This window comes from Pseudomonas sp., from assembly GCF_040514055.1.
GTDB lineage: Bacteria > Pseudomonadota > Gammaproteobacteria > Pseudomonadales > Pseudomonadaceae > Aquipseudomonas.
The window spans coordinates 36,430-62,545 of sequence record NZ_JBEVDL010000041.1 but is presented as its reverse complement, the minus strand read 5'-3'; the positions used below and the strand labels follow the sequence as shown (position 1 = coordinate 62,545).

The window sequence follows — 26,116 nt, the reverse complement described above, 5'->3', positions numbered from 1 at the left end:
TGCGCGGCAGGCATGGGGCGCATCTGATCCTTCTATGGAGGCTGAAACAAGCGGGCCAGAGCGCTGGCGAGGGGGCATGGAAGCGCCCAACGGAAGGAATTCCTTACAGAATCCAGGAAGTGTCAATTGCGCTGGATGAATCGGGGAATTTCGTAAGTTTTTCTTTACAGGCCGTAACGCAGGTTTTCCATTCCGGAACTGGGTGGAATGGCCGAAGACGCCATCGCGAGCAAGCTTGGCTCCCACAGGGTGAATGGGCGCAAGCACTCTCTGGGACATCTTGAATGAATGTGGGAGTGGGCTTGCTCGCGAAGAGGCCCTTGAATTCACCACATCATTAAAGGCGGCAAAAAAAAACGCCAACCCGAAGGTTGGCGTTTTTCATGTGCCGCTTACCGATTACTCAGGCTTGCGACGACCGAAGCCCGGACGCTGGCCCGAACCGGCCGGTGCACCACGACGCTTGCCCGATGGCGCGTCCTTGTCGACCAGAACGATGCCTGGACGTTTTTTCGGTGCAGGTTTGGCCGGACGCTTGGTATCGGACGGACGATCCGCCACTGGCGTACCACGACCCGATTCACCACGACCAGCAGGTGCGCCGCGATCGCTGCGACCGCCTGTTGGCGCGCCACGGCCTTCGCCACGTTCAGTGCGACCGTTGGCCGGACGCGGAGTGCGTGGACCGCGCTCGCCATCGGCACGAGGTGCTGCCGGCTTGCGGGCAGGACGTTCGCCTTCGATATGCGGCTCACGGGCTGGACGAGGACCGGCAGCCGGTGCGCCTGCCGCAGGACGCAGTGTGCGTACGCGCTCGGTAGTGCCCATCGGACGGGACGATTTACGCTGCATGCGCTCGAGCTTGTCTTTGCTCTTGGCGTTCATCTGCGGCATGGCCACCGGGGTCAAGCCCACTTCAGCACTCAGAATGTCGACTTCGTACTGGCTCATTTCGCGCCAGCGGCCCATCGGCAGGTCGGAGTTGAGGAACACCGGACCGAAACGCACGCGCTTCAGGCGGCTGACCACCAGGCCCTGGGATTCCCACAGACGACGAACTTCGCGGTTACGACCTTCCATCACCACGCAGTGGTACCAGTGGTTGAAGCCTTCGCCTCCTGGTGCCTGCTTGATGTCGGTGAACTTGGCCGGACCGTCTTCTAGAACGACGCCCGCTTTCAAACGCTCGATCATTTCGTCATCGACTTCGCCACGCACACGGACTGCGTATTCACGGTCCATTTCGTAGGACGGGTGCATCAGGCGGTTGGCCAGTTCACCGTCGGTGGTGAACATCAGCAGACCGGTGGTGTTGATGTCCAGACGACCGATGTTGATCCAGCGGCCTTCTTTCGGCTTTGGCATCTTGTCGAACACGGTCGGACGACCTTCCGGGTCGACACGGGTGCAGATCTCGCCATCGGGCTTGTTGTAGATCAACACCCGACGGACGGTTTCGGCTTCTTCTTCGCGCTTGAGCAGGCGACCGTCGACGGCGATCGCGTCATGCAGGTCGACGCGCTGGCCGAGGGTGGCCACGCTGCCGTTGACCTTGACCCGGCCTTCGCTGATCCAACTTTCGACATCACGGCGCGAGCCCAGGCCGATGCGGGCCAGGACTTTCTGCAGCTTTTCGCCGTGGGTAATATGGGTGTCTTTATCGTGCTCGGTCATCTGGGCACCTCCCGGTGTGGCAGTTCCGATGGAATGGGCGCGCATGATACGCGGATACGTCGCCTGGCGCACGCGCCACGCGTGGCGTTGAGCCTAGACCACAACCGGCCGGGTGGCACCCGCGGCGACCATCCCCAGGGCATAAAAAAGCCCGGACCGGCAGCAAGACCGGACCGAGCAAAAGGGTTGCCAGGCGCCGTTCAGTCCAGCAGGGTCAGCGCCTCGGCGCTGACGCGCGTGACCCGGGCCCAGTCGCCAGCGGCGATCCAGCCGGCCTCGAGCATCCAGCTGCCACCCACGCACATCACGTTAGGCACTTGCATGTAACGGCGCAGGTTGTCCGGATTGACACCACCGGTCGGGCAGAACCGCACGCCGGGGAAAGGCCCACCCAGGGCCTTGAGCGCCGCGGCGCCACCACAGACCTCGGCGGGGAACAACTTGAAACGCCGATAGCCCAGGGCGTAGCCGAGCATGATTTCCGAGGCGCTGCTGATCCCCGGCAACAGCGGCAAGGCGCTCTCGACCCCGGCCTGCAACAGCTCCGCGGTCCCCCCCGGGCTGACCAGGAACTGCGCGCCCGCCGCCTCGGCCTCGGCCAGCATGGCCGGGTCGAGCACGGTGCCGGCGCCGATGCACAGCGCGGGGCGGGCTTCGCGCAGCAGGCGGATGGCCGTCAGCCCCAGCGCCGAGCGCAGGGTGACTTCCAGCGTGGTCAGGCCACCGGCGGCCAGCGCATCGGCCAGCGGCAGGATCTCTTCCTCACGGTTGATGGTGATGACCGGCAGGATGCGCGCGCGCCCGCAGAAATCGTCGATCAGGCCGATCTTCTCGGCCATGCTGGGTTTGCTCGGGGTTGCGCTCATCGCGACCACTCCTCTTAGGGGCACCAATAAATCTGCAGGGGCGCGCGCAGCAGCGCGCGGATCGGCATGGCCTGGGGGTCCGCGCCGGCCAGGGCCTGGGCCAGGGCCTGTTGTTTGCTGGCGCCCTGCAGCGCCAGAAAGGCATGACGCGCCGAGGCCAGCAACGGCAGGGTCATGCTCAGACGCTGGTGCGGCACGCTTGGCGCCAACATCGCCACGCAGCGGCGTGGACAATCCGGCCGCAGCGCCAGCGGCAGGTTCGGACTGTGGGGAAACAGCGAGGCGGTGTGCCCGTCATCCCCCATGCCCAGCACCAGCACATCGATCGGAGTCGGCAGGTCGGCCAGCAATTGGTCGGCCAGCGCAGCGGCCTCCTCGAGGCTGTCGGTGTTGCGGTACAGGCCCAGAAAGCGCGCCCGGGCCGCTTCGCCTCGCAGCAGATGGCGGCGCACCAGGCCAGCATTGCTGTCCGGGTGTTCGACCGGCACCCAGCGCTCATCCGCCAGGCTGACCAGCACCCGTGGCCATTCCAGCGACTGGCTGGACAAGGCTTCGAAAAACGCGATGGGGCTGCGTCCGCCGGACACCACCAGGGTGGCGCTGCCGCGCTGCTCCAGGGCCGCGCGCAATGCCGTCGCGACTGCTTCGGCCAGGGACTGGGCCAGCGCCCGCGGGGTGTCCCAGTCGTGGGCGGACACGCCGGCCGGCAGTGACAACTCAGAGATCGCCATACCAGGACCTCCCGTCACGGGTGATCAGCGCCATCGAGGCCATCGGCCCCCAGGAGCCGGCGGTGTAGGGTTTCGGCGAATCGCCCAACTGGGTCCAGCCGGCGATCAGCTGGTCGCACCAGAGCCAGGCGTGTTCGACTTCGTCCTTGCGCACAAAGAGGTACTGGTTGCCCTGCATCACTTCCAGCACCAGGCGCTCGTAGGCATCGGGGATACGCGTGCTTTTATAGGTTTCGGAAAAATTCAGCTGCAACGGGCCACTGCGCAGATGCATGCCCTTGTCGAGGCCCTGGTCCTTGGTCATCACCTGCAAGGAAATCCCTTCGTCCGGCTGCAGGCGGATGATCAGCCGGTTGCTGACCAACGGCCGCTGCTCGGGGGCGAAGATATAGTGCGACGACTCCTTGAAATGGATAACGATCTGCGACAATTTCTGCGGCATGCGTTTGCCGGTGCGCAGGTAAAACGGCACACCGGACCAGCGCCAGTTGCGGATATCGGCCCGCAGCGCGACGAAGGTCTCGGTGTCGCTGTGGGGATTGGCGTTTTCCTCTTCCAAATAACCCGGGACCGGCTTGCCGTCGCTGCTCCCGGTGGCGTACTGGCCGCGCACCACCTGGCGGCCGAACTGCTCGGCGGTGATCGGCGCCAGGGCCTTGAGCACCTTGACCTTCTCGTCGCGGATGCTGTCGGCCGACAGGTCGCTGGGCGGGTCCATGGCGATCAGACACAGCAACTGCAACAGGTGGTTCTGGATCATGTCGCGCAACTGGCCGGCCTGGTCGAAATAGCCCCAGCGGCCCTCGATGCCCACCTTTTCCGCCACGGTAATTTCCACGTGGGAGATATGGTGCTGGTTCCACTGGGTTTCGAACAGGCTGTTGGCGAAACGCAGGGCGATCAGGTTTTGCACCGTCTCCTTGCCCAGGTAATGGTCGATGCGGTAGATGCGGCTTTCCGGAAAATACCGCGCCACCGCCTCGTTGACCTCCCGCGACGACGCCAGGTCATGGCCGATGGGTTTTTCCAGCACCACCCGGCTCTGTTCGGCCAGGCCAACCGCCGCGAGGTTCTCGCAGATGGCGCCGTAGACCGAGGCGGGCGTGGCGAAGTAGGCGATCAAGGGGTCGGTGCCAGCCACTTGCTCGGCCAGCGGCGCGTAATCGCCGGCGGTGAAAAAATCCATGCTCAGGTAACTCAGGCGCGCCCGGAAGCGCTGCAGCACGGTCGGCTCGATGTCCGCCGCCGGCACATAACGCAGCAGCGTGGCCTCGATGGTCGCCAGGTGCGTGCCGGCCTCGCCCTTCTCTCGGGCCAGGGCCACGATGCGGGTACTGGCGTGCAGCAGGCCGGCGCGGTCGAGCTGGTAAAGCGCCGGGAACAGCTTGCGCAGCGCCAGGTCACCGAGGGCGCCGAACAACACAAAGGTACAGGGTTTGACCGTAATGACAGGCATAATATTCGTTCTATTAACAATTAGTGATAGAAATACACCGAAAAACAGCTTCAATCAACTGATTATGTAGTAACTAAACAACATATTTTTGCAAAGCCACGGCACTGGCGAAGCCCCAGGCCCATCAGTAGGATAGGCCACCGATTGCCCGCCCCGCCTAAGGAACCCATATGGACCGCGTGCGAAACCTTCTCGAGCAGATTCAGGGCCGTGTCGAAGAGCTGAATAAAGCCGAGCGCAAAGTGGCCGAGGCGATCCTGCGCAACCCCCAGCAGGCGACCCGTTTCAGCATCGCCACCCTGGCCCAGGCGGCCCAGGTCAGCGAGCCGACCGTCAACCGTTTCTGCCGCTCCTTTGGCGTCAATGGCTACCCCGAGCTGAAGATGCAGCTGGCCCAGAGCCTGGCCAGCGGCGCGGCCTATGTCAGCCGCGCGGTGGAGGCCGACGACGGACCGGAGGCCTACACCCAGAAAATTTTCGGCAGTGCCATCGCCTCCTTGGACAGCGCCTGCAAACTGCTGGATCCGCAACTGATCAGCCGCGCGGTGGACCTGCTGATTCAGGCCCGCCAGATCCATTTCTTCGGCCTGGGCGCCTCGGCCTCGGTGGCCCTGGACGCCCAGCATAAATTCTTTCGCTTCAACCTGGCGGTCTCCGCCCACGCCGACGTGCTGATGCAGCGCATGCTGGCGTCGGTGGCGCACACCGGCGAGCTGTTCGTGATCATTTCCTACACCGGCCGCACCCGCGAGCTGGTGGATGTGGCGCGCATCGCTCGGGACAACGGCGCCTCCGTACTGGGGCTGACCGCGGCGGGCTCGCCGCTGGCCAAACTCTGCACCCTGAGCCTGGACATTCCGCTGCCCGAGGACACCGACATCTACATGCCGATGACCTCGCGCATCATCCAGCTCACCGTGCTCGACGTACTGGCCACCGGGGTGACCCTGCGCCGCGGGGTGGACTTCCAGCCGCACCTGCGCAAGATCAAGGAAAGCCTGGTGGACAGCCGTTACCCGATGGACGAGCCGGACTGACGCCAGGACATCCCGTCCCTGGCCGCGGACAAGGCTACTTCCACCAGTACTCGACCTGCACACCGAAGTTGGAGCCATGCCGGCTGGTTTCGAACGCCCCGGTGTCGGACAGCGCCGAACCGGCGTCCAGCAGGTTGGCCGCATCCTGCGCCGCCTGGTTCCAGTTGGCATAGGTGTAGTACAGCCGCACTTCCGGGCGGGTCCAGAAGCCCGGACCGGCCGGCGACCAGGTCGGCGCCACGGTGAACTTGGACAAACGGCGGGTACCGCCGGAGGCCTGCACCTGGTCATAGCCCAGTTCGGTGACCAGCTTGATCTGGTCGGTGAAGGCGTAGGTCGGACGCACGCCCAGGGACAGCCAGTTCTGGTCGGAGGCATTATCACGCACGTCTTTCTGGTACACCGCCTCGACCTGGCCGCCGAACTGGGGAGTCACCTGCCAATCGAAGAACTCCACCAGGCGGTAGCTCTTGGCGCTGTCGTCCAGGCCGACGTCGCCGGTGTAACCCAGGCCCGTGCCCGGTCCCTGGCCATACTGCACGGCGAGCTTGTTGGTGCCGCCGAGGAACTCGTCCTGCACATGCTGCAACGTCACCGCCCAACCGCTGTTGGCATCCTCGACGCTGCTGGGCTTGTCGATAAAACTCAGGCCCAGCTCCAGCTCGCCGCCCGGGTTGGTCTTGAAGCCGCCGATGTTGAAGTCGTGGCGGTTGATATATTCCTTCTGGAACACGCTGTCCTTGCGCGAGAAGGCGTAGCTGTACTTGAGGTCACCGATCAGCACATCCTCGAAGCCGGCGCCGGTGGCGCTCTGGTTCCAGTAGTAGAAGTCGGAGATATGGATGTCGTTCCGTTTGTAGAAACGCCGACCGGCCCAGAAGGAGCCGCCGTTGAGCGCCGGCATATTGCTCCACTCACCGTACATCTGGGCCATGCGCGCATTGCCGAAATCGCCGGTGAACTTGGGCGTATGGTCGTATTCGTTAAACAACGCGACCATGCCCTCGACGCTCAGGACCGAGCCGTCGTCCAGGGTCGCCAGGTCCTGACGCAGGTCCAACTCGCCGTACTGCTCGCACTCGTTGCCCAGGCGGTACTTCGATTGCGCGCCCGGCAATTTGAAACAGGCCTGGGAGCCACCGTCGACGGAGCCGCCAACGCCGCTGCGCACGTAGCCGCTGAACTCCAGCGCATGCACCGGCAGCGCCAGGCTGCCGAGGGTCAGGGCCAAACCGAGTTTGTTCTTCATATCCACTCCTGTTGTTTTTTTATTGTTGTAACGGGATCGCGCCTGCTGCCGAACTGAGCGTCCTTGCCGGGGTGCGCGACGCGCTAACGGCAGTCATCGCGCCCCCCTCCCCTGGATACCGCGCCTGCTCCCCAGGGGCCTCACCGCGCCGCGCCAATGGCGCGACGCCCTTGCTTATCGCCCCTTGAGCTGGGTCACTTTGGCACCGCGCTCCTGGCTCGCCGGCGCCGCCAGGCGCCCCAGGCGCTCGCCGCTGTGCGCATCGAACAGCAGCACCCGGCTCGGCTCGAACTGCAGCGCCAGGCTCTCGCCCACCCGTGGTGCGGCATCCGGCGCCAGACGGCAACAGACCTTGGTCTGGTTCAGCTCGACGAACACCAGGGTGTCCGGACCGGTCGGCTCGGTGACCTGCACCTCGGCACGGATGCTCGGCAGCGCCTCGCCCTGGGCCAGCAGGATCTGTTCGGGGCGAATGCCGAGGATCACCTCGCGACCTTCGAGCTGGCCGTCGGCCAGACCCAGCGGGATCTCGCAGCGCGCCTGGCCGCTGTCCAAGACCGCCAGCAGCTGCCCCTCACGGCGCTGCAGGCGCAGCGGAATGAAGTTCATCGGCGGCGAACCGATAAAGCTGGCGACGAACAGGTTGGCCGGGTCGTTGTAGATTTCTTGCGGGGTGCCGAACTGCTGAATTACCCCGTCCTTCATCACCGCGACCTTGTCGCCCAGGGTCATGGCCTCGATCTGGTCGTGGGTGACATAGACCGTGGTGGTCTTCAGGCGCTGGTGCATCAGCTTGATTTCGGTGCGCATCTCGACCCGCAGCTTGGCGTCGAGGTTGGACAGCGGCTCGTCGAACAGGTAGATCTTCGGCCGCCGCGCCAGGGCCCGGCCCATGGCCACCCGCTGCTGCTGGCCGCCGGACAGCTGCCCGGGCTTGCGCCCCAGCAGGTGCTCGATCTGCAGCAGCTTGGCCACCCGCGCCACTTCTTCCTCGATGGCGGCCGGCGCCATCTTGCGCATCTTCAGGCCGAAGGCGATGTTGTCGCGCACCGTCATGGTCGGGTACAGCGCATAGGACTGGAACACCATGGCGATGTCGCGATCCTTGGGGCTCATGCCGCTGATGTCGGCATCGTCCACCAGGATCGCCCCACCGCTGATGTCTTCCAGACCGGCGATGCAGTTCATCAGGGTCGACTTGCCGCAACCGGACGGCCCGACCAGGATCAGGAACTCACCCGAATCGATCTTGATCTCGATGTTCTTCAGGGTGTCGGCCAGGCCGCTGCCATAGGACTTATTGACGTTACGCAGTTCGAGGGTTGCCATTTCATTTCTCCAAAATCGGTGAAGCATCGCGGCGGCCGATCGGGCGCGGCGCACTGGCGCCACCCCGTCTCAGCGGGCGCCGCCGCTCAACCCTTGACGGCGCCGGCGGTGAGGCCGCGCAGGAAGTACTTGCCGGCCAGCACATAGACCACCAGCGTGGGCAGCCCGGCGATCATCGCCGCGGCCATGTCGACGTTGTATTCCTTGGCGCCGGTGCTGGTGTTCACCAGGTTGTTCAACGCCACGGTGACCGGCTGGGTGTCGCCGCTGGCGAACACCACGCCGAACAGGAAGTCGTTCCAGATCTGGGTGAACTGCCAGATCAGGCAGACCATGACGATGGGGATCGACATGGGCAGCAGGATCCGTCCGAAGATGGTGAAAAAGCCGGCACCGTCCAGGCGCGCCGCGCGCACCAGGGCATCGGGAATGCTCACGTAGTAGTTGCGAAAGAACAGCGTGGTGAACGCCAGCCCGTAGACCACGTGCACCAGCACCAGGCCGCCGGTGGTGTTGGCCAGTCCCAACTGCCCGAGGGTGAAGGACGCCGGCAGCAGCACCACCTGGAACGGCAGGAAGCAGCCGAACAGCAGCAGGCCGAAGAACAGCTGCGAGCCGCGAAAGCGCCACATGGCCAGCACGTAGCCGTTGAGTGCGCCGAGCAGGGTCGAGATCAGCACGGCCGGCACGGTGATCTTCACCGAGTTCCAGAAGTAGCCGCCGATGCCGTCCCAGGCCTTGAGCCAACCGATGGCGCTGAACAGCTCGGGCCAGGACAGCAGATTGCCGGTGCGAATGTCCTCCGGGGTCTTGAAGCTGGTCAGCAGCATCACCACCAGCGGCACCAGGTAGACCGCACAGGCCAGCAGCAGGGTGGCGTAGATGGCCAACCGCGAGAAGGTCAGCACAGGTTTGCGCGCCGGGCTATGCATGCCGTTTGCTCCTCAGTTCGGAATACAGGTAAGGCACCAGGATCGCCAGCACCGCGCCCAGCATCAGGATCGCGCTGGCGGCGCCCAGGCCCATCTGGCCGCGGGTGAAGGTGTGGGCGTACATAAACATCGCCGGCAGGTCCGAGGCGTAGCCCGGGCCGCCGGCCGTCATCGAGGCGACCAGGTCGAAACTCTTGATGGCGATATGCGCAAGAATCATCAGCGCGCTGAAGAACACCGGCCCCAGGCTCGGCAGGACGATGCGCAGATAGATGTTCGGCAGGCTGGCGCCATCGACCTGGGCGGCGCGGATGATCGACTGGTCGACCCCGCGCAGCCCGGCCAGGAACAGCGCCATGACAAAACCGGAGGACTGCCAGACCGCGGCGATCACCAGGCAGTAGACGACCCGATCGGGGTCCACCAGCCAGTCGAAACGCAAGCCCTCCCAGCCCCAGTCGCGCAGCAGCTTGTCCAGGCCCAGGCCCGGGTTGAGCAGCCATTTCCAGGCGGTGCCGGTGACGATCATCGACAGGGCCATGGGGTAGAGGAAAATCGTGCGGATAAAGCCTTCGCGGCGGATCCGCTGGTCCAGCAGCACCGCCAGCAACACTCCGAGTACCAGGCTGATGCCGATAAACAGCCCGCCGAACACCAGCAGGTTCTTGCTCGCCACCCACCAGCGGTCGTTCTCCATCAGCCGTGCGTATTGCTGCAGGCCGACCCAGTTGTAGCTGGGCATAAAACGCGAACCGGTGAACGACAGGACAAAGGTCCAGAGGATGTAGCCGTAAAAGCCGACCAGCACGATCAGCATGCTCGGCGCCAGCACCAGCTTCGGCAGCCAGCGCTGTAAGGCGTCCAGCGGCGAAGCCTTGGCGAAAACGGCGGTTGAGCTCATGGGACACTCCATTGAAGCGACGATAAAGACCGTTACCGCGTCGCGGCACTCCGACCCCAACAGGGGTCGACGAGCCCAGACACAAAAAAATGGGCGCGAACGCTTCCCAGGCGCGGGCCAGCGGGCCCGCACCGGGCGTTAACAGCGTTGAATCGGGCGGATCAGGGCCGCCGGAGCAGCCCCGGGCGCTGGGCTATTGCACCGCCTGGATGGCGGCGGCCAGTTGCTGCGCGGCCTTCTTCGGATCGGCATCCGGATCGTTGAAGAAGTTGGTCACCACGTCGAACACCGCCCCCTGCACGTAGCTGGACGCGGCCATGCCGTGGGCCAGGCTCGGCTGCAGGCCGTTACCCTTGGCGGCTTCCTTGAAGTCGCGCATCGACTGCTGGGCGCAGCTGTCGAACTGGCTCATGTCCTGGTCCTGGCGGACCGGGATGGAGCCCTTGTTCTGGTTGAAGAACTGCTGGAACTCCGGCTCCAGCACGGTGCGCGCCAGGTCTTCCTGAGCCTTGCGGTTCTCCGCGTCGGCCAGCTTGAACATGGCCAGCGAGTCGATGTTGTAGGCGAAGCTGCCCTGGGTCCCGGGGAACGGCAGGCACTGGTAATCCTGGCCCGCCACCTTGTTGGCGGCGCTCCACTCGCTTTTCGCCCAGTCACCCATGATCTGCATGCCAGCCTTGCCATTGATCAACAAGGCGGTGGCGCTGTTCCAGTCACGCCCAGCGGCGTCGGCATCGATATAGCCATGGAGTTTTTTCAGGGTGGCGAAGACTTCGACCATCTTGTCGCCGGTCAGGGTCGCCTTGTCCTGCTCGACAAAGGCCTTGTGGTAGCCGTCCGCGCCGAGAATGGCGAAGACCAGGTCCTCGAACACGGTGCCGTCCTGCCATGGCTGACCGCCATGGGCCAGGGGAATGAAACCGGCGGCCTTGAGCTTGTCGGCGGCGGCGAAGAATTCCTCGAGGGTGGTCGGCGGCGTGGCGCCGGCCTTCTTGAACACCTCGGGGTTGATCCACAACCAGTTGACCCGGTGCACGTTGATCGGCACCGCCACATAGGAGCCGTCGTACTTCATGATGTCGGCGACCTGCTTGGGCAACAACTTGTCCCACTCGGCGGCCTTGGCCACGTCATCGAGGTCGGCCAGCAGGCCCAGCTCGCCCCACTCCTGGATATCCGGGCCCTTGATCTGCGCAGCGGCAGGCGGATTTCCGGATACCGCGCGGGTTTTCAGCACGGTCATGGCGGCTTCGCCACCGCCGCCGGCCACGGCAAAGTCCTTCCAGGTATGACCCTTGGCTTCGACCAGTTTCTGCAGGGTGTCGGCGGCGCGCTTTTCACCGCCCGAGGTCCACCAGTGCAACACTTCGACCTGACCGGCCAGGGCGCTGAGGGGCAGTAACGAAGCAATGGAGATAGCAGCGGTGAGGCGAGAAATCGCTTTCATGAAGAGGTCCTTGTTTCTTGTTGTTATGCGGGAGCAAGTCTGGTGCCTGCCCTGCACAGGAGTCTAACCAAGGCCAACAGGCCGGCGGGTAACGAAGGGACGCGCAAAGGTCACGGGGTGGTTACATAAGGTCATGCATTGATTGCAACCGCGCAAAAGTGCGCTCGGTGACGCTCGTAGGCTGGGTAGCGCGGTTGTCCGGCGAAACCCAGCGGTCATTAGCGCTTCAGCGAAACTCGCATCCCGGGATTGCGCCGAGGCTTATCCGGGCTACGAAACTGTTCGATGGATATCGCTGCGCTCGACCTAGGCGGTCCCACCTAGGCGGCCCCACCTAGGCGGCCCCACCCATCCTACGCAAAACGCGGCAGCACCAGGGTCACGCGCAGGCCGCCTTCGCGCAGGTTGCGCAGGCTCACTTCGCCACCATGGCTGTGGGCGATATTGCGCGCGATGCCCAGCCCCAGGCCGTAGCCCTGCTGCTGCCCGGCGAGGCGAAAATGCGGCTGGAACACCTGTTCCAGACGTTGCTCGGGCACGCCGGGCCCCTCGTCGTCGACATGCAGGACAAAGGCTTCGGCATCGTCCTCGATCAGCAGGTGGGCGTTCTGGCCATACTTGAGCGCATTGTCGATCAGGTTGCCGATGCAGCGCTTGAGCGCCAGGGGCTTGCCCGGGTAAGCCTGCAGCGCCTCGCCCAGCTGCGTGATGCGGCCATTGCCGGCTGGCGCCAGATAGGGCTCGACCACGCACAACAGCAGCTGGTTAAGATCGACCGGCTCGATATTCTCGTGGATATCGGTGTCCTTGACACACTGCAGTGCACCCTTGACCAGCAATTCCAGCTCATCCAGGTCACGGCCGAACTTGCCCTGCACCGCCTCGTCCTCCAGCAGTTCGACGCGCAGGCGCAAGCGGGTGATGGGCGTACGCAGGTCGTGGGAGATGGCGCTGAACAACTGACTGCGTTCGTTCAGGTAACGGCCGATGCGTTCGCGCATGGCATTGAAGGCGCGACTGACCTCCACCACTTCGCTGCCGCCGGCTTCCGCCAGCGGCTCGACCTCGGCGCCCAGGGACATCTCCCGCGCCGCCACCGCCAGGCGCTTGAGCGGACGGCTCTGCCAGTGCACCAGCAAACCGATAAACAGCAGCAGAAAACTGCTGGTCAGCAGGATAAACCACAGCTGCTGCAGCGGCAGGCCCTGGGGTTCCAGGCTGACATAGGGCTCGGGCATCAGCGAGGCGATATACAGCCACTCGTCCGGGGCGATCTGGATCTGCGTCACCAGCACCGGCGGGTCCACCGGCTCCAGGCTCAGGGCATAGTGGGCCCAGGAGCGCGGCAACTCCTCCAGCTTGAGCTCGCCGTTGAAGATCCGCAGGTCGTCCGGGCCGACGAACTGCACCGACAGGTCCAATTGGCGGCCCAGGCGCTCGCGCAACACCTGGTCGACCTCGGCCAGCACCGCGCTTTTGCGCGGGGTGGCCGGCAGCACCTGCATCACCAGGGGCTTATCGTTGAGCGAAACGAAAAACCGCGTGCCGCCCATGTTGCGCAGCTGATCCAGCACCAGCGGCCGGTACCCCAGGGGCAACGAGCGAAAATAACTGACGCTGGCCGCCATGGAATGGGCCAGGCTGCGGGCACTGGTCAACAGTCCTTCCATCTGGCTGGCGCGCAGTTGCGACAACCAGATCAGGCTCGACAAGGCCTGCGCCAGCAGCACCACCAGCAGGGTCAGCAGCAGCATGCGCCCCAGCAGCGAACGCGGCAGCAACCGCCTCAACGGGCCTCACCGGCGTGGGCGCTGACAGTGGCCGCCAGCAGGTAGCCGCTGCCGCGGACGGTGCGGATCAGCCGCGGCGCCTTGCCGGTGTCACGCAGGCGCTGCCGCAGGCGGCTGACCGCCATGTCGACGATGCGCTCCAGGGGCATCAGCTCGCGGCCACGGGTGGCATTGCCGATGGTGTCCCGGTCGAGGATCTGCTGGGGATGGTCGAGGAACAGCTTGAGCAGGGCAAAATCGGCCCCCGACAGCAGCACTTCCTCGCCATCGAGGTTGAACAGCCGATGGCTGACCATGTCCAGCCGCCACTCGTCGAAGGCCAGGACCTCGCCTCGGCCGCGCTCCTGGCCGAACTGCGCCCGGCGCAGCAGGGCCTTGATGCGCGCTTGCAGCTCGCGGGGACTGAAGGGCTTGCCCAGGTAGTCGTCGGCGCCCAGCTCCAGGCCGATCACCCGGTCGGCCTCGTCGGAACTGGCGGTCAGCATGATGATCGGTACCTGGGCCAGGCGCGGGTGCTGGCGTACCCAGCGGCACAGGCTGAAGCCGTCCTCGTCGGGCAGCATCACGTCGAGGATCGCCAGGTCGGCGGGCTCGTCGCTCAGCGCCTGACGAAACCCGGCGCCGTCGGCCACGGTGCGCACCTGGAAACCGGCGCGACTGAGGTAGGCCTGCAGCAGCTCGCGGATCTCCTGGTCGTCGTCCACCAATAGAATCGATTTGCCCGTTTGGCTCACAACCGCCGTCCTTAATTGCCTGTCAGGGGTGATAGGCGGCCCGGTCTGGCCGGCCCGTACTGGACAGGGAGCTTACCGCGTCGCGCGGCGATGCGCCCAGGACCGGCGCACAGCCCGCGCTCATGCCAGCTGTTGCTGCAGTGCCACGCCCGCCCCCTCCAGCCCCGGGTACGGCGCCGTCACCAGCCACACTGGCACGCGGTGCAGGTAATCGCTCATGCAGCCCTTGTCGGCGAAACAGCGGGCAAAACCGCTGACTCGAAAGAACTCGGCGAAGCGCGGCACCACGCCGCCGACGATGTAGACGCCACCCCGCGCGCCCAGGGTCAGCACATTGTTGCCGGCCACCCGGCCGAGCCAGCAGCAGAACTGATCGAGCACCGCCACCGCGTCCGCTTCTCCGGCCAGCGCCGCGGCGGTGACCTGGGCCGGCGAATCCCAGCGCGCCGGCCGGCCGTCCAGGGCGCAGCTGGCCCGGTACAGCAGCAGCAGGCCGCTGCCACTGAGCACATCCTCGGCACGCACATGACCGAGCTGCATCAGCAGGTATTTCCACAGGGATTCTTCGCGCAGGGTGCCGATCGGCAAGTCGACATGCCCGCCCTCCCCAGGCAGCGCCGTCCAGCGACCTCCGCCGAGGTCGAGCAGGGTGCCCACCCCCAAGCCGGTGCCCGGCCCGACCACCACCACCGGGCGCAGGGGCTCGGCCTCGCCCGGACAGACCAGCAGGCGCTCGTGCTCCTGCAGGCGGGTCATGCCCAGGGCCATGGCGGAAAAATCGTTGACCAGCAGCAGGGTCTCGACCTGCAGCGCCCGGCAGAAGGCCTGGCGGCTCAGGCGCCAATGGTTGTTGGTAAAACGAAACTCGTCGCCGCTGACCGGGCCGGCGCACGCCAGGCACACGGCCGTCACCGCCCCCAGGGGCAGCCCGAGGGCGCCCAGGTAGGCCAGCACCGCCTGCTCCGGATCGGCGTACTCGGCCACGCTGAGGACCTGGACCGCCTCTAGGCCGTTGTCGCGCCACAGGGCGAAGCGGGCATTGGTGCCGCCGATGTCGCCGACCAGCGCCAACTTCATTTCAGGGCCTCCAGGCTCTGGGTAAAGGCGCTGGCACCCTGATCGGCCGAGCTGAAGGCCAGGCGCATAAAGGAAAACAGCTCGCGGCCACAGCCTTCACCGCTGTCGATCAGCGACTCGGCAGGCGTGCGGGCGGCCCATTCGGCCTCGTCCACCAGCACCTGCAACTCGCCGTTGACGCCGTCCACGCGGATGATGTCGCCGTCGCGCACCCGGGCCAGCGGACCGCCGTCGAAGGCCTCGGGGCAGACGTGGATGGCCGCGGGAATCTTGCCCGATGCCCCGGACATGCGCCCGTCGGTGACCAGCGCGACCTTGAAACCACGGTCCTGCAGCACCCCGAGAAAGGGCGTCATCTTGTGCAACTCCGGCATGCCGTTGCAGCGCGGGCCCTGAAAACGCATCACCGCCACCATGTCGCATTCCAGTTCACCGGCTTTGAAGGCCTCGGCCAACGCCTGCTGGTCCTGAAAGACCCGGGCAGGCGCTTCGACCACCTGGTGCTCGGGGGCCACCGCGGACACCTTCATCACCCCACGGCCAAGGTTGCCGGTCATCACCCGCAGGCCGCCTTCGGCGGAAAATGGCCGCGCCAGGGGCCGCAGGACTTTTTCATCGAGGCTGCTGGTCGGTCCGTCGCGCCAGACCAGACGACCCTCGGCGAGGAAAGGCTCCTGGGTATAGCGGCGCAGGCCCGGGCCGGCCACGGTATTGACGTTGTCGTGCAACAGCCCGCCATCGAGCAGTTCGCGGATCAAAAAGGCCATGCCGCCGGCAGCCTGGAAGTGGTTGATGTCGTCCTTGCCGTTGGGGTAGACGTGGGCCAGGGTCGGCACCACGGCGGAAAGGTCGGCCATGTCCTGCCAGGTCAGCTGGATCCCGGCCGCGCGGGCGATCGCCGGCATATGCAGGGTGTGGTTGGTCGAGCCGCCAGTGGCATGCAGGGCGACGATGGAATTGACCAGGCAACGTTCGTCGACGATCTCGCCCAGCGGCGTGAACTGCCCGCCGGCGCGGGTCAGGCGCGTCACCTGCTGCGCCGCCTCGTGGGTCAGGGCGTCGCGCAGCGGCGTGTAGGGGTTGACGAAGGAGGCGCCCGGCAGGTGCAGGCCCATCACTTCCATCAGCAATTGATTGGTGTTGGCGGTGCCGTAGAAGGTGCAGGTGCCGGGGCTGTGGTAGGCCCCCATCTCGGCTTCCAGCAATTCCTCGCGGCTGGCCTTGCCCTCGGCGTAGCGCTGACGCACGTCGGCCTTGGCCTTGTTCGACAGCCCGGACGGCATCGGCCCACCGGGCACGAACAGGGTCGGCAGGTGACCGAAACGCAAGGCGCCCATCAGCAGCCCAGGGACGATCTTGTCGCAGATGCCCAGGCACAAGGTCGCATCGAACATGTTATGCGACAGCGCCACCGCGGTGGACAGGGCGATCACCTCGCGGCTGGCGATGCCCAGCTCCATGCCCGGCTCGCCCTGGGTCACCCCGTCGCACATGGCCGGCACGCCACCGGCGAACTGGCCGACCGAACCGATTTCGCGCAGGGCCCGTTTGATCTGCTCGGGGTAGTGCTCATAGGGCTGGTGGGCCGAAAGCATGTCGTTATAGGACGAGACGATCGCCACGTTGGCGGCCTGCATCAGGCGCAGGGTCTGCTTGTCGTCGCTGCCACAACCAGCCACGCCATGGGCAAAATTGGCGCACTGCAACTTGCCGCGTTGCGGCCCGTCGCTGGCGGCACCGCGGATCAGCGCCAAGTAGCGTTCGCGGGTCGCACGGCTGCGGGCGATCAGGCGGTCAGTGACCTCAAGTACGCGGGGATGCATGTCAGGAACTCCAGGCGAACGAATGGATTAGTTTGTAGCTTTAACAAAATTCTGCCACTTAAAACGCTTGATTTCTAGAACAACGAGAATAATCTTGTAATTCAAACAACAAAAATGAGAACTCACCATGACACTGCGCATCGCCATCAACGGTTTCGGCCGCATCGGTCGCAACGTGCTCCGCGCGCTTTACAGTCAAGCCTACCGCCAGCGCCTACAGGTGGTGGCGATCAACGACCTGGGCGACTGCGCCATCAATGCCCACCTCTTCAAGTACGACAGTGTGCACGGCATTTTTGACGGCAGCGTCGAGCACGATCAGGAACACCTGCTGATCAACGGCGACCGGATCGCCGTCAGCGCCATTCGCAACCCCGCCGAGCTGCCCTGGAAGGCCCAGCGGGTGGACGTGGTCTTCGAGTGCACCGGGCTGTTCACCGAGCGCGAGCGCGCCGCCGCGCACCTCGAGGCCGGCGCCGGCCGGGTGATCATTTCCGCGCCGGCCAAAGGCGCCGACCTGACCGTGGTCTACGGCGTCAATCATGACCTGCTGCGCCAGTCCCATCGCATTATCTCCAATGCCTCCTGCACCACCAACTGCCTGGCACCGGTGGCCCAGGTGCTGCACCGCGAGCTGGGCATCGAACACGGCCTGATGACCACCATCCATGCCTACACCAATGACCAGAACCTCTCCGATGTCTATCACAGCGATCCTTACCGCGCGCGCTCGGCCACCCAGTCGATGATTCCGACCAAGACCGGCGCCGCCGAGGCGGTCGGCCTGGTGCTGCCGGAGCTGGCCGGCAAACTCACCGGCATGGCCGTGCGCGTACCGGTGATCAATGTCTCGCTGATCGACCTGACCCTGCAGCTGCGCCGCGAAACCAGCGCCGAGCAGGTCAACGCCCTGCTGCACGGCGCCAGCCAGCATTCCAGCGTGCTGGGCTACAACAGCCTGCCGCTGGTGTCGTGCGACTTCAACCACAACCCGCTGTCGTCGATCTTCGACGCCAACCACACCAAGACCAGCGGCAAGCTGCTCAAGGTCATGGCCTGGTACGACAACGAGTGGGGTTTCTCCAACCGCATGCTCGATACTTGCATGGCGCTGTGCGACGCGCCCTGACAGCGACCAGGCGCCCGGCCGTGCGTAGGAGGGACCCACGGCCGCGAAAAACCAAGATCGTCCGCCACACCGCCTCCCCCCGGCCTCGTTATCACTCGTCACCTCGGAGAACCGCCCCATGAAGCCGCTGTCGTTCACCACCGCGCAGCTGCCGGCGCAAAAACGCATCGCGCTGGTGGCCCACGACCACTGTAAGGAATTCCTGCTGGACTGGAGCGAATGCCAACGCGAACGGCTGGCGAGACACCAGTTGCTCGCCACCGGCACCACCGGCCTGCTGCTGAGCCGGCGCCTGGATCTGCCGGTGGAATGCATGCTCAGCGGCCCGTTAGGCGGCGACCAGCAACTCGGCGCGCGCATCGCCGAGCGCCGCGTGGACCTGCTGGTGTTCTTCTGGGACCCGTTCGAACAACAGCCCCACGACCCGGACATCAAGGCCTTGCTGCGGGTCGCGGCGGTCTGGAATATCCCGGTGGCCTGCAACGAAAGTAGCGCCGACTACCTGCTCAGCAGCCCGCTGCTGGACGTCGCCCATGCCTGCCGGATTCCCGACTATCAGCAGTACCTGGAGGCGCGCAGTTAGGCGTCGCTGGCCATGGCGCGCGCAGCGCCTTGCGCAGAAGGAGCCGTCCACCCCACCCGCTGAAGCGCCGGCACCCAGGCGGAAGGTCGCTTATTGGTCATTCCCGCGAAGGCGGCAATCCTGTCTGGCACGATTCAGCGGCGTGCACCGCAGGCGCGTACGGGCGGGAACCTGGTCGACGCACCTGGATACTCGCTTGCGCGGGTATGACGAGGTCGGGGTGAAGAATTCAACGGGCTGACCAGGGCCGTGGCGGGACACAAAAACGGCGGCACCTCCGCATCGTAAGGGCGGGCCATGCCCGCGAAGGCCCTGACTCAGCACGCCCGCGGGTGTATCCCCTAGCGCTCCTCCGCCTGGGCCAGCCGTTCCTCGGCCATGGCCCGCTCCAGCTCGGCCGCCTCGTCGAATGCCTCGTCCGCCGCCGCTACCCCGGTTGCGCCCACCGCTGCGGGCTCGACGGGGTCGCTCAGGTCCGGCGGCTCTGCGGCCTGTCCGGGGGGCTGTTCGGGTGACTCGCCTGCAGGTAACGCCGGCACCCCGATCGCTCCGCCCAGCGTCTCGAAGGCCTCCTCGGGCAGGTCCTGGAAATCGATCTTCAGGCCCTGCTCCATATCGTCGAGTTCGGCCAGCAGGCTGCGGAAACTGGTTTCCTCCCTCGGTTCGCTCGCGTCCCCCTCACCCTCGCCTGCAGCGGCATCGGCCCGGGCCTGCAGACCGGCAGGCACCGGCAGGTCTTCATCGAAGGCCAGCATGGGTTCAGGCTCCAGCTCGCGCAAGGCGGCCAGGGGTGGCAGCTCGTCCAAGCTCTTGAGGTTGAAATGATCGAGAAACTGCCGGGTAGTGGCGAACATCGCCGGCTTGCCAGGTACGTCGCGGTAGCCCACCACCCTGACCCACTCCCGCTCGAGCAAGGTCTTGACGATATGGCTGTTGACCGCCACACCGCGGATCTCCTCGATCTCGCCGCGGGTGATCGGTTGCCGGTAGGCGATCAGCGCCAGGGTCTCCAGCATCGCCCGCGAGTAACGCTGCGGCCGCTCCTCCCACAGCCGCCCGACCCAGGGCGCGTATTTTTCCCGCACCTGCAGGCGGTATCCGGAGGCTACCTCCTTCAGTTCGAAGGCCCGCCCCTCGCAAGACTTGCCGAGCAACACCAAGGCTTTTTTGAACACCGGCAGATCCGGCCGCTCGGTTTCGTCGAACAACTCGACCAGGCGCTCCAGCGAGTGGGGTTTGCCCGAGGCGAGCAGAAAGGCTTCCAGCAGCGAGGCCAGCTCGCGGGGATCGGTCAGGTTCATCGCGCGCTACTCGGCTCGTGCACGTACATGGATAGGGCCAAAGACCTCGTTCTGCACCAACTCGACCAGGGATTCCTTGATCAGCTCGAGCACGGCCATAAAAGTGACCACCACTCCGAGGCGCCCCTCCTGCGCGGTAAACAGGGCGACAAAGGGTACAAAGGCGCCGCCCTTGAGCCGCTCCAGCACTTCGCTCATGCGCTCGCGGGTCGACAGCGCCTCGCGGGTCACCTGGTGGCTTTCGAACATGTCGGCGCGGCGCAGGACCTCGGCCATGGATACCAGCAGCTCTTCCAGGCTGACCGTCGGCAACAGTTGCCGGGCCCGCGCCTGAGGGGCGTCCAGCTGCGGCACCCGGGAATCACGGCCGACCCGTGGCAAGCCGTCGATACCTTCGGCCGCCGCCTTGTAGCGCTCGTATTCCTGCAGGCGACGGATCAGCTCGGCACGTGGGTCGTCCTCTTCGTCCTCGACCTCCGCCGAGCGCGGGAGCAGCATGCGCGACTTGATCTCCGCCAGCATCGCCGCCATCACCAGGTACTCGGCGGCGAGCTCCAGGCGCACGCTGTGCATCAGTTCCACGTATCCCATGTACTGGCGAGTGATCTCGGCCACCGGGATATCGAGGATATCGATGTTCTGCTTGCGGATCAGGTACAGCAGCAGGTCCAGCGGCCCTTCGAAGGCCTCGAGAAAGACTTCCAGGGCATCCGGCGGGATATACAGGTCCAGTGGCAGTTCGGTCACCGCCTGGCCATAGACCAGGGCGAAGGGCAATTCCTGCTGGGCACTGGCCTGCGGATCGGGCGGGGCGGACGACATGGATGGAATCGGTCTCTCGGTCGATGCGGCAGAACCGCGAAAGTAGCAGGCCGCTGAACACGCGGCCCGCTCGAGTTGGCGCAATGGCCAAAGGCCGACCGCGCAAAAAAGCCAGTTTACACCCACTGCTACCCCGTCAGCGGTAACTCAGGCCCATGGCCTGGCGCACCTCGACCAGGGTCTCGCGGGCCTGGTCCCGGGCCCGTTCGGCGCCTTCGGCGAGAATGCCACGCACCAGGTCTGGGCTGCTCTGGTACTCCTCGGCGCGCTGCTGCAGGGGAATCAGTTCGGCCTGAATCGCCGCCGCCAACGGCGCCTTGCACTCCAGGCAGCCGATACTGGCGCTGCGGCAACCCTGCTGCACCCACTGGCCAGTGGCTTCGCCGGAGTAAACCCCGTGCAGCGCCCAGACCGGGCAACGCTGCGGCTCGCCGGGATCACTGCGGTGCACCCGCGCCGGGTCGGTAGGCATGCGGCGGATCTTCTCCTCCACCTCGGCCGGCGCGTCGCGCAGGAAAATCGCGTTGTCATTGGACTTGGCCATTTTCTGGCCATCCAGGCCAGTCAGCCGCGGGGCCGCGCCAAGCAGCGCCTGCGGCTCGGGCAGCAGCACCCGACCGCCGCCATCCAGGTAGCCGAACAACCGCTCGCGGTCGCCCAGGGTCAGGTTCTGCACCTCCTTGAGCAGCGCCCGGGCGGTCTCCAGGGCCTCGACATCACCCTGCTCCTGGAACGCCTTGCGCAAGCCGTTATAGAGTTTGGCGGTTTTCTTGCCCAGTTTGAGGATGGCCGCCTCGGCCTTGACGGCAAAACCCGGCTCACGCCCGTACAAATGGTTGAAGCGTCGCGCCACGTCCCGGGCGAACTCGATGTGCGGCAACTGGTCCGCGCCCACCGGCACCAGCCCCGCGCGGTACAGCAGGATGTCAGCCGCCTGCAGCAAGGGATAACCGAGAAAACCATAGGTGCCCAGGTCCTTGGTGTGCAACTGCTCCTGCTGTTCCTTGTAGGACGGCACCCGTTCCAACCAACTGAGCGGGCAGATCATTGACAGCAACAGCTGCAATTCCGCGTGTTCCGGCACCTGGGACTGGATAAACAGGGTGGCCGAGCTGGGGCTGACCCCGGCGGCCAGCCAGTCCACTGCCATGGCCATGACCTGCTGGGAAATCTGCCCGACGTCGTCGTAGTCGGTGGTCAGTGCGTGCCAATCGACGATGCAGAAAAAACAGTCGTATTCGTGCTGCAGCCGCACCCAGTTTTTCAATACCCCCTGGTAGTGCCCCAGGTGCAGGTAACCGCTGGGCCGCATGCCGGACAACACCCGGCGCTGGGAATCGACCAGGCTCATAAGCCCGCCCTCAGGGGTTCCATGCCTATGGCCGAAGGCGAAATGCCAAGTGCCGGCATGCCTCAAGCACCCTCGGCAAAGGGCGACGGATCGCCACAGCCGACCCGAATCACCTCGGGCTCGCCGTCGGACAGGTTGACCACGGTGGAGGCCGCCAGGCCGCCGAAGCCGCCGTCGATGATCAGGTCCACATGATGCTCCAGCAACTGGCGCATCTCGTAGGGATCGCTCAATGGAAGGACCTCGCCGGGCATGATCAGGCTGACGCTCATCAGTGGCTCGCCCAGCTGTTCGAGCAGCGCCTGGGTGATCGGGTGGCGCGGGACGCGCAGGCCAATGGTACGGCGCTTGGCGTGCAGCAACATGCGCGGCACTTCGCGGGTGGCACTGAGGATAAAGGTGTAAGGCCCCGGCGTATGCGCTTTGAGCAGACGAAAGGCGCCGGTGTCGACCTTGGCGAACAGGCCGAGCTGCGACAGGTCGCTGCAGATCAGGGTGAAATTGTGCTTGTCGTCCAACTGGCGCAGACGGCGAATGCGCTCGATGGCGTTCTTGTCACCGATATGGCAGCCCACCGCGTAGGACGAATCCGTGGGAAACACCACGACACCGCCCGCCCGGATGATCTCGACCGCCTGCTTGATCAGGCGCGCCTGAGGATTGTCCGGATGGACCTGGAAAAATTGACTCACGGGAACTCCCTGTTCAAAGGGCTGCGGGCTGCTGGTCATGATCGAAACGCGCCCATAGCGGCGGCAGGTCAAGGGGTAAGGGACGGTACAGGCCCAGCTCCGACCAGTCGCTGGGCGCATGAAAATCGCTGCCAACGCTGGCCAGCATACCGAACTCGCGCACCAGGGTGGCCAGGCTGCCCACCTGTTCGGCCGGTTGCAGGCCGTTGACCACCTCAAGCGCATGACCGCCGGCCTGGATAAAGGCGGCGATCAGCTTGCGCCGCTTGCTGCGGGTAAAGTCATATTGCATCGGATGGGCCAGGCTGATCCAGGCACCCGCCTCGGTCAAGGTCTCCAGGGTCTGCTCCAGGCTCGGCCAATGCTGCTTGACGTCACCCAGCTTGCCCGAACCCAGCCATTTGCGGAACGCCTCGGCGCGGTCCTTGACATAGCCCTGCTGGACCAGGAAATCGGCGAAATGCGGTCGGGCTGGCGCGTTACCACGGTCGCCCAGGGCCTGCTGGATGGCGCGCGCGCCCTCCAGCGCCCCGGGCATGCCCTTGGCGGCCAGACGCCGATCGATTTCCTCGGCGCGCAACCAGCGCCCGCCATGCAGCTCGGCGATGGCGCGCTGCAGCGCAGGCGCCTGGCTGGCGAAGGCATAGCCCAGCACATGGATGGTTGCGCCACCCCACAGGCAGGACAGCTCGATGCCGTTGATCAACTGCAGCCCCAGCTCGCGGGCCGCGGCGTGAGCCTCCTCAAGGCCTTCCAGGGTGTCATGGTCGGTCAGGGCCAGCAGACGCACGCCGCGCTCGTGGGCACGCGCCACCACCAGGGCGGGGGCGAGCGCACCATCGGAGGCGGTGCTGTGGCAATGTAGATCGACGGTCATCGGGCGTTTCCTTGGTTCCCGGCACGGGTGCTAGCGCGTCCCGGGCCTGGCGTTAACACAGCGTAGCGGCTGCTCGGCAGGGCAGCATCTGGTGGCTGGCGCAAACTCTGAGTCGATCAGCGTTTCGTGCCGGGTCTGGTTTGTTATTATGCCGGGACATCCTGCTGCTGGCTGCCACCGTGAAACAATTCATCGACTTCATACCGCTGCTGCTGTTCTTTATCGTGTTCAAGCTCGACCCCCGGGCCGTGGAGCTGTTTGGTCAGACCTATCAGTTCGGCGGCATCTTCAGCGCCACCGCGGTGCTGATCGCCAGCTCGGTGCTCGTTTACGGCGGCTTGCTTATTCAACAGCGCAAGCTGGAGAAGAGCCAGTGGCTGACCCTGGTCGCCTGCCTCGTCTTCGGCAGCCTGACCCTGGCCTTCCACAGCGAAACCTTCCTGAAATGGAAAGCGCCGGTGGTGAACTGGCTGTTCGCCCTGGCCTTTATCGGCAGCCATTTTATCGGCGACAAGCCCCTGATCCAGCGCATGATGGGCCACGCCATCACGTTGCCCGACGCCATCTGGGTGCGCCTGAACCTGGCCTGGATCGTATTTTTCATCTTCAGCGGCGCCGCCAATCTGTTTGTCGCCTTCACCTTCCAAAGCATCTGGGTCGACTTCAAGGTCTTCGGCAGCCTGGGCATGACCTTGCTCTTTATGGTCGGCCAGGGCCTGTACCTGGCCAGACACCTGCACGACACCGACGCAGCTTCTCCCCCCAGCGAGAACAAGGACTGACATGCTCTACGCGATCATTGCCACCGATGCAGCCGACTCCCTGCCCCAGCGCCTGGCGGCTCGACCGCAACACCTGGCCCGTCTCCAGCAGCTGCAGGATGCCGGCCGCCTGGTATTGGCCGGGCCGCACCCGGCGGTGGACAGCCTGGACCCCGGCGCGGCCGGTTTTAGCGGCAGCCTGATCGTCGCCGAGTTCGACGCCCTCGCCAGCGCCCAAGCCTGGGCCGACAGCGACCCCTATGTTGCCGCGGGCGTCTACGCCCAGGTGTTGGTCAAACCTTTCAAGCAGGTCTTCCCCTAACCCCGGTCGATCGCCGACCGCTGGCAGTCCAGAGGAGTTCCGATGCACTCAGGTCCGCTGCGTCATCTGCTGTTGCTGTGCTGCCTGGCCTCGCCGCTGCGCGCCGAGCCGGCCCTTGAATCCGAGCCGGGCAGTGCCGCACCGCCCACCAGCGACGCCTTGGTCCAACAACTGGCCGAAAGCGAACGGCAACGGGCCGAACTGGCGTTGCAGCTGCAGGCGGCGCTGGCGCAGAGCGGACGCGACACCCCTCAGCTGGTCCGCCTGCGCCAGGACAACCAGCGCCTCAAGCTGCAACTGCGCGAAGCCCAAGCGGGGCAACCGCCGCGCCTGCTTACCGAACAACAGCTGTGGTTCGCCCTCGGCGCGGCAGTCACCCTGACTGCGACCCTGCTCGGCGCCTTGCTGCGCGGCCGACGCAAATCGCGCCGCGAATGGAGTAATTGAGTCCCCTATGAACGACCTTCTGCTGATCGACGACGACCGCGAGCTGTGCGAACTGTTGGCCAGCTGGCTCAGTCAGGAGGGCTTCGTCGTCAGCGCCTGCCATGACGGTGGCAGCGCCCGCCAGGCGTTGCTGAACCAGGCGCCGGCGGCGGTGGTACTGGACGTGATGCTGCCCGACGGCAGCGGCCTTGAATTGCTCAAGCAACTGCGCAGTGACCACCCCGACCTGCCGGTGCTGATGTTGTCCGCCCGCGGCGAGCCGCTGGACCGTATCCTCGGCCTGGAGCTGGGCGCGGACGATTACCTGGCCAAACCCTGCGACCCGCGGGAACTGACCGCACGCTTGCGCGCCGTTCTGCGCCGCAGCGCGGCACCTACACCTTCAAGCCAGGTGGCGCTGGGCGACCTGAGTTTCAGCCAGGCCCGTGGTGTGGTCAGCATCGGCGATCAGGAGGTGCTGTTGACCCTGTCCGAGAGCCGCTTGCTCGAGGCCTTGCTGCAGCAGCCTGGCGAACCGGTGGATAAACAGGCGCTGGCGCAACTGGCCCTGGGCCGCAAGTTGACCCTCTACGATCGCAGCCTGGACATGCATGTCAGCAACCTGCGCAAGAAGATTGGCCCGCACCCGGACGGCCGTCCGCGCATCCTGGCGCTGCGCAGCCGGGGCTATTACTACAGCGTCTGATCCGCACAGCTTTACCCAGGCTTTACCCTTGCCTGACCGCCCTTGACCTAGGCCTCCCTAGACTGGGTACATCCGGCAATCAACCGGACCCCAGCCAAGG

At 65.4% G+C, this 26,116-nt stretch carries 25 protein-coding genes; 7 read left to right on the top strand and 18 right to left on the bottom strand.

Going from position 1 to position 26,116, the window contains the following annotated elements:
• Positions 1-399 precede the first annotated feature (399 nt).
• The 4 genes from rluB to zwf form a co-directional block, all read right to left on the bottom strand.
• The gene (gene rluB / locus ABWY06_RS10735) at positions 400-1,674 is read right to left on the bottom strand and encodes a 23S rRNA pseudouridine(2605) synthase RluB (protein WP_353925559.1); all 1,275 of its coding nucleotides are present in this window, start codon (positions 1,672-1,674) and stop codon (positions 400-402) included.
• Between the two features lie 200 nt (positions 1,675-1,874).
• Positions 1,875-2,540, bottom strand: a complete 666-nt coding sequence (locus ABWY06_RS10730; protein ID WP_353925558.1) for a bifunctional 4-hydroxy-2-oxoglutarate aldolase/2-dehydro-3-deoxy-phosphogluconate aldolase — start codon at positions 2,538-2,540, stop codon at positions 1,875-1,877.
• 14 nt (positions 2,541-2,554) lie between these two features.
• On the bottom strand, positions 2,555-3,271 hold the full coding sequence (gene pgl, locus ABWY06_RS10725; RefSeq protein ID WP_353925557.1) for a 6-phosphogluconolactonase: 717 nt from the start codon (positions 3,269-3,271) through the stop codon (positions 2,555-2,557).
• On the bottom strand, positions 3,258-4,727 hold the full coding sequence (gene zwf / locus ABWY06_RS10720) for a glucose-6-phosphate dehydrogenase (protein WP_353925556.1): 1,470 nt from the start codon (positions 4,725-4,727) through the stop codon (positions 3,258-3,260). The genes pgl and zwf overlap by 14 nt, the downstream gene beginning before the upstream one ends.
• A gap of 179 nt (positions 4,728-4,906) precedes the next feature.
• Here zwf and ABWY06_RS10715 point away from each other — a divergent pair, with 179 nt between their 5' ends.
• Complete coding sequence (locus tag ABWY06_RS10715) at positions 4,907-5,764, top strand: MurR/RpiR family transcriptional regulator (RefSeq protein WP_353925563.1); 858 nt, start codon at positions 4,907-4,909, stop codon at positions 5,762-5,764.
• 34 nt (positions 5,765-5,798) lie between these two features.
• Here ABWY06_RS10715 and ABWY06_RS10710 read toward each other — a convergent pair whose 3' ends face one another.
• The 9 genes from ABWY06_RS10710 to edd all read right to left on the bottom strand — a co-directional run bounded on the left by ABWY06_RS10710 (position 5,799) and on the right by edd (position 17,046).
• Positions 5,799-7,013, bottom strand: coding sequence for a maltoporin (locus ABWY06_RS10710; protein WP_353925555.1), 1,215 nt, complete (start codon positions 7,011-7,013; stop codon positions 5,799-5,801).
• 174 nt (positions 7,014-7,187) lie between these two features.
• Positions 7,188-8,342: an ABC transporter ATP-binding protein gene (locus tag ABWY06_RS10705; protein WP_353925554.1), complete on the bottom strand. Its 1,155-nt coding sequence runs from the start codon at positions 8,340-8,342 to the stop codon at positions 7,188-7,190.
• Positions 8,343-8,428: 86 nt separating this feature from the next.
• Positions 8,429-9,274, bottom strand: coding sequence for a carbohydrate ABC transporter permease (locus ABWY06_RS10700; protein WP_353925553.1), 846 nt, complete (start codon positions 9,272-9,274; stop codon positions 8,429-8,431).
• Positions 9,267-10,175, bottom strand: a complete 909-nt coding sequence (locus tag ABWY06_RS10695; protein ID WP_353925552.1) for a carbohydrate ABC transporter permease — start codon at positions 10,173-10,175, stop codon at positions 9,267-9,269. The genes ABWY06_RS10700 and ABWY06_RS10695 overlap by 8 nt, the downstream gene beginning before the upstream one ends.
• 193 nt (positions 10,176-10,368) lie before the next feature.
• Positions 10,369-11,622, bottom strand: coding sequence for an ABC transporter substrate-binding protein (locus ABWY06_RS10690; protein WP_353925551.1), 1,254 nt, complete (start codon positions 11,620-11,622; stop codon positions 10,369-10,371).
• 353 nt (positions 11,623-11,975) lie between these two features.
• Positions 11,976-13,400, bottom strand: a complete 1,425-nt coding sequence (locus ABWY06_RS10685; protein ID WP_353925562.1) for an ATP-binding protein — start codon at positions 13,398-13,400, stop codon at positions 11,976-11,978.
• 8 nt (positions 13,401-13,408) lie between these two features.
• The gene (locus ABWY06_RS10680; protein WP_353925550.1) at positions 13,409-14,146 is read right to left on the bottom strand and encodes a response regulator; all 738 of its coding nucleotides are present in this window, start codon (positions 14,144-14,146) and stop codon (positions 13,409-13,411) included.
• Positions 14,147-14,266: 120 nt separating this feature from the next.
• The gene (locus ABWY06_RS10675) at positions 14,267-15,223 is read right to left on the bottom strand and encodes a glucokinase (RefSeq protein WP_353925549.1); all 957 of its coding nucleotides are present in this window, start codon (positions 15,221-15,223) and stop codon (positions 14,267-14,269) included.
• Positions 15,220-17,046, bottom strand: coding sequence for a phosphogluconate dehydratase (gene edd, locus ABWY06_RS10670; RefSeq protein WP_353925548.1), 1,827 nt, complete (start codon positions 17,044-17,046; stop codon positions 15,220-15,222). Before edd ends, ABWY06_RS10675 begins: the two co-directional genes overlap by 4 nt.
• A gap of 127 nt (positions 17,047-17,173) precedes the next feature.
• Between edd and gap the strand changes: the two genes are divergently transcribed.
• Complete coding sequence (gap, locus tag ABWY06_RS10665) at positions 17,174-18,175, top strand: type I glyceraldehyde-3-phosphate dehydrogenase (protein WP_353925547.1); 1,002 nt, start codon at positions 17,174-17,176, stop codon at positions 18,173-18,175.
• Between the two features lie 118 nt (positions 18,176-18,293).
• Positions 18,294-18,758, top strand: coding sequence for a methylglyoxal synthase (locus tag ABWY06_RS10660; protein ID WP_353925546.1), 465 nt, complete (start codon positions 18,294-18,296; stop codon positions 18,756-18,758).
• Positions 18,759-19,099: 341 nt separating this feature from the next.
• Here the strand turns inward: ABWY06_RS10660 and scpB are convergent, their stop codons facing one another.
• From scpB to ABWY06_RS10635, 5 genes are all read right to left on the bottom strand, one after another.
• The gene (gene scpB, locus ABWY06_RS10655) at positions 19,100-20,059 is read right to left on the bottom strand and encodes an SMC-Scp complex subunit ScpB (protein ID WP_353925545.1); all 960 of its coding nucleotides are present in this window, start codon (positions 20,057-20,059) and stop codon (positions 19,100-19,102) included.
• Positions 20,060-20,065: 6 nt separating this feature from the next.
• Complete coding sequence (locus ABWY06_RS10650) at positions 20,066-20,881, bottom strand: segregation and condensation protein A (RefSeq protein WP_502948184.1); 816 nt, start codon at positions 20,879-20,881, stop codon at positions 20,066-20,068.
• 136 nt (positions 20,882-21,017) lie between these two features.
• A complete protein-coding gene (locus tag ABWY06_RS10645; protein WP_353925544.1) occupies positions 21,018-22,232 on the bottom strand; it encodes a tryptophan--tRNA ligase in 1,215 nt (404 codons plus the stop codon).
• Positions 22,233-22,294: 62 nt separating this feature from the next.
• Complete coding sequence (locus ABWY06_RS10640) at positions 22,295-22,924, bottom strand: L-threonylcarbamoyladenylate synthase (protein ID WP_353925543.1); 630 nt, start codon at positions 22,922-22,924, stop codon at positions 22,295-22,297.
• Between the two features lie 13 nt (positions 22,925-22,937).
• Positions 22,938-23,801, bottom strand: coding sequence for a PHP domain-containing protein (locus ABWY06_RS10635; protein ID WP_353925542.1), 864 nt, complete (start codon positions 23,799-23,801; stop codon positions 22,938-22,940).
• Between the two features lie 179 nt (positions 23,802-23,980).
• On the opposite strand from ABWY06_RS10635, the gene ABWY06_RS10630 reads away from it, so the two are divergent.
• The 4 genes from ABWY06_RS10630 to ABWY06_RS10615 are packed head-to-tail and all read left to right on the top strand — an operon-like array spanning position 23,981 to position 26,016.
• Positions 23,981-24,583, top strand: coding sequence for a septation protein A (locus ABWY06_RS10630; protein WP_353925541.1), 603 nt, complete (start codon positions 23,981-23,983; stop codon positions 24,581-24,583).
• Between the two features lies 1 nt (position 24,584).
• The gene (locus tag ABWY06_RS10625) at positions 24,585-24,884 is read left to right on the top strand and encodes a YciI family protein (RefSeq protein ID WP_353925540.1); all 300 of its coding nucleotides are present in this window, start codon (positions 24,585-24,587) and stop codon (positions 24,882-24,884) included.
• 42 nt (positions 24,885-24,926) lie between these two features.
• The gene (locus ABWY06_RS10620; protein WP_353925539.1) at positions 24,927-25,331 is read left to right on the top strand and encodes a translation initiation factor 2 (IF-2, GTPase); all 405 of its coding nucleotides are present in this window, start codon (positions 24,927-24,929) and stop codon (positions 25,329-25,331) included.
• 7 nt (positions 25,332-25,338) lie between these two features.
• The gene (locus ABWY06_RS10615) at positions 25,339-26,016 is read left to right on the top strand and encodes a response regulator transcription factor (RefSeq protein ID WP_353925538.1); all 678 of its coding nucleotides are present in this window, start codon (positions 25,339-25,341) and stop codon (positions 26,014-26,016) included.
• Positions 26,017-26,116 lie beyond the last annotated feature (100 nt).

Coding starts and splice junctions, on each gene's coding strand:
- pgl (WP_353925557.1), bottom strand. CDS start 3,271: ATGGCGATCTCTGAGTTGTCACTGCCGGCCGGCGTGTCCGCCCACGAC.
- ABWY06_RS10700 (WP_353925553.1), bottom strand. CDS start 9,274: ATGCATAGCCCGGCGCGCAAACCTGTGCTGACCTTCTCGCGGTTGGCC.
- scpB (WP_353925545.1), bottom strand. CDS start 20,059: ATGAACCTGACCGATCCCCGCGAGCTGGCCTCGCTGCTGGAAGCCTTT.
- ABWY06_RS10690 (WP_353925551.1), bottom strand. CDS start 11,622: ATGAAAGCGATTTCTCGCCTCACCGCTGCTATCTCCATTGCTTCGTTA.
- gap (WP_353925547.1), top strand. CDS start 17,174: ATGACACTGCGCATCGCCATCAACGGTTTCGGCCGCATCGGTCGCAAC.
- ABWY06_RS10705 (WP_353925554.1), bottom strand. CDS start 8,342: ATGGCAACCCTCGAACTGCGTAACGTCAATAAGTCCTATGGCAGCGGC.
- ABWY06_RS10625 (WP_353925540.1), top strand. CDS start 24,585: ATGCTCTACGCGATCATTGCCACCGATGCAGCCGACTCCCTGCCCCAG.
- edd (WP_353925548.1), bottom strand. CDS start 17,046: ATGCATCCCCGCGTACTTGAGGTCACTGACCGCCTGATCGCCCGCAGC.
- zwf (WP_353925556.1), bottom strand. CDS start 4,727: ATGCCTGTCATTACGGTCAAACCCTGTACCTTTGTGTTGTTCGGCGCC.
- ABWY06_RS10660 (WP_353925546.1), top strand. CDS start 18,294: ATGAAGCCGCTGTCGTTCACCACCGCGCAGCTGCCGGCGCAAAAACGC.
- rluB (WP_353925559.1), bottom strand. CDS start 1,674: ATGACCGAGCACGATAAAGACACCCATATTACCCACGGCGAAAAGCTG.
- ABWY06_RS10730 (WP_353925558.1), bottom strand. CDS start 2,540: ATGAGCGCAACCCCGAGCAAACCCAGCATGGCCGAGAAGATCGGCCTG.
- ABWY06_RS10650 (WP_502948184.1), bottom strand. CDS start 20,881: ATGTCGTCCGCCCCGCCCGATCCGCAGGCCAGTGCCCAGCAGGAATTG.
- ABWY06_RS10645 (WP_353925544.1), bottom strand. CDS start 22,232: ATGAGCCTGGTCGATTCCCAGCGCCGGGTGTTGTCCGGCATGCGGCCC.
- ABWY06_RS10635 (WP_353925542.1), bottom strand. CDS start 23,801: ATGACCGTCGATCTACATTGCCACAGCACCGCCTCCGATGGTGCGCTC.
- ABWY06_RS10675 (WP_353925549.1), bottom strand. CDS start 15,223: ATGAAGTTGGCGCTGGTCGGCGACATCGGCGGCACCAATGCCCGCTTC.
- ABWY06_RS10620 (WP_353925539.1), top strand. CDS start 24,927: ATGCACTCAGGTCCGCTGCGTCATCTGCTGTTGCTGTGCTGCCTGGCC.
- ABWY06_RS10695 (WP_353925552.1), bottom strand. CDS start 10,175: ATGAGCTCAACCGCCGTTTTCGCCAAGGCTTCGCCGCTGGACGCCTTA.
- ABWY06_RS10615 (WP_353925538.1), top strand. CDS start 25,339: ATGAACGACCTTCTGCTGATCGACGACGACCGCGAGCTGTGCGAACTG.
- ABWY06_RS10710 (WP_353925555.1), bottom strand. CDS start 7,013: ATGAAGAACAAACTCGGTTTGGCCCTGACCCTCGGCAGCCTGGCGCTG.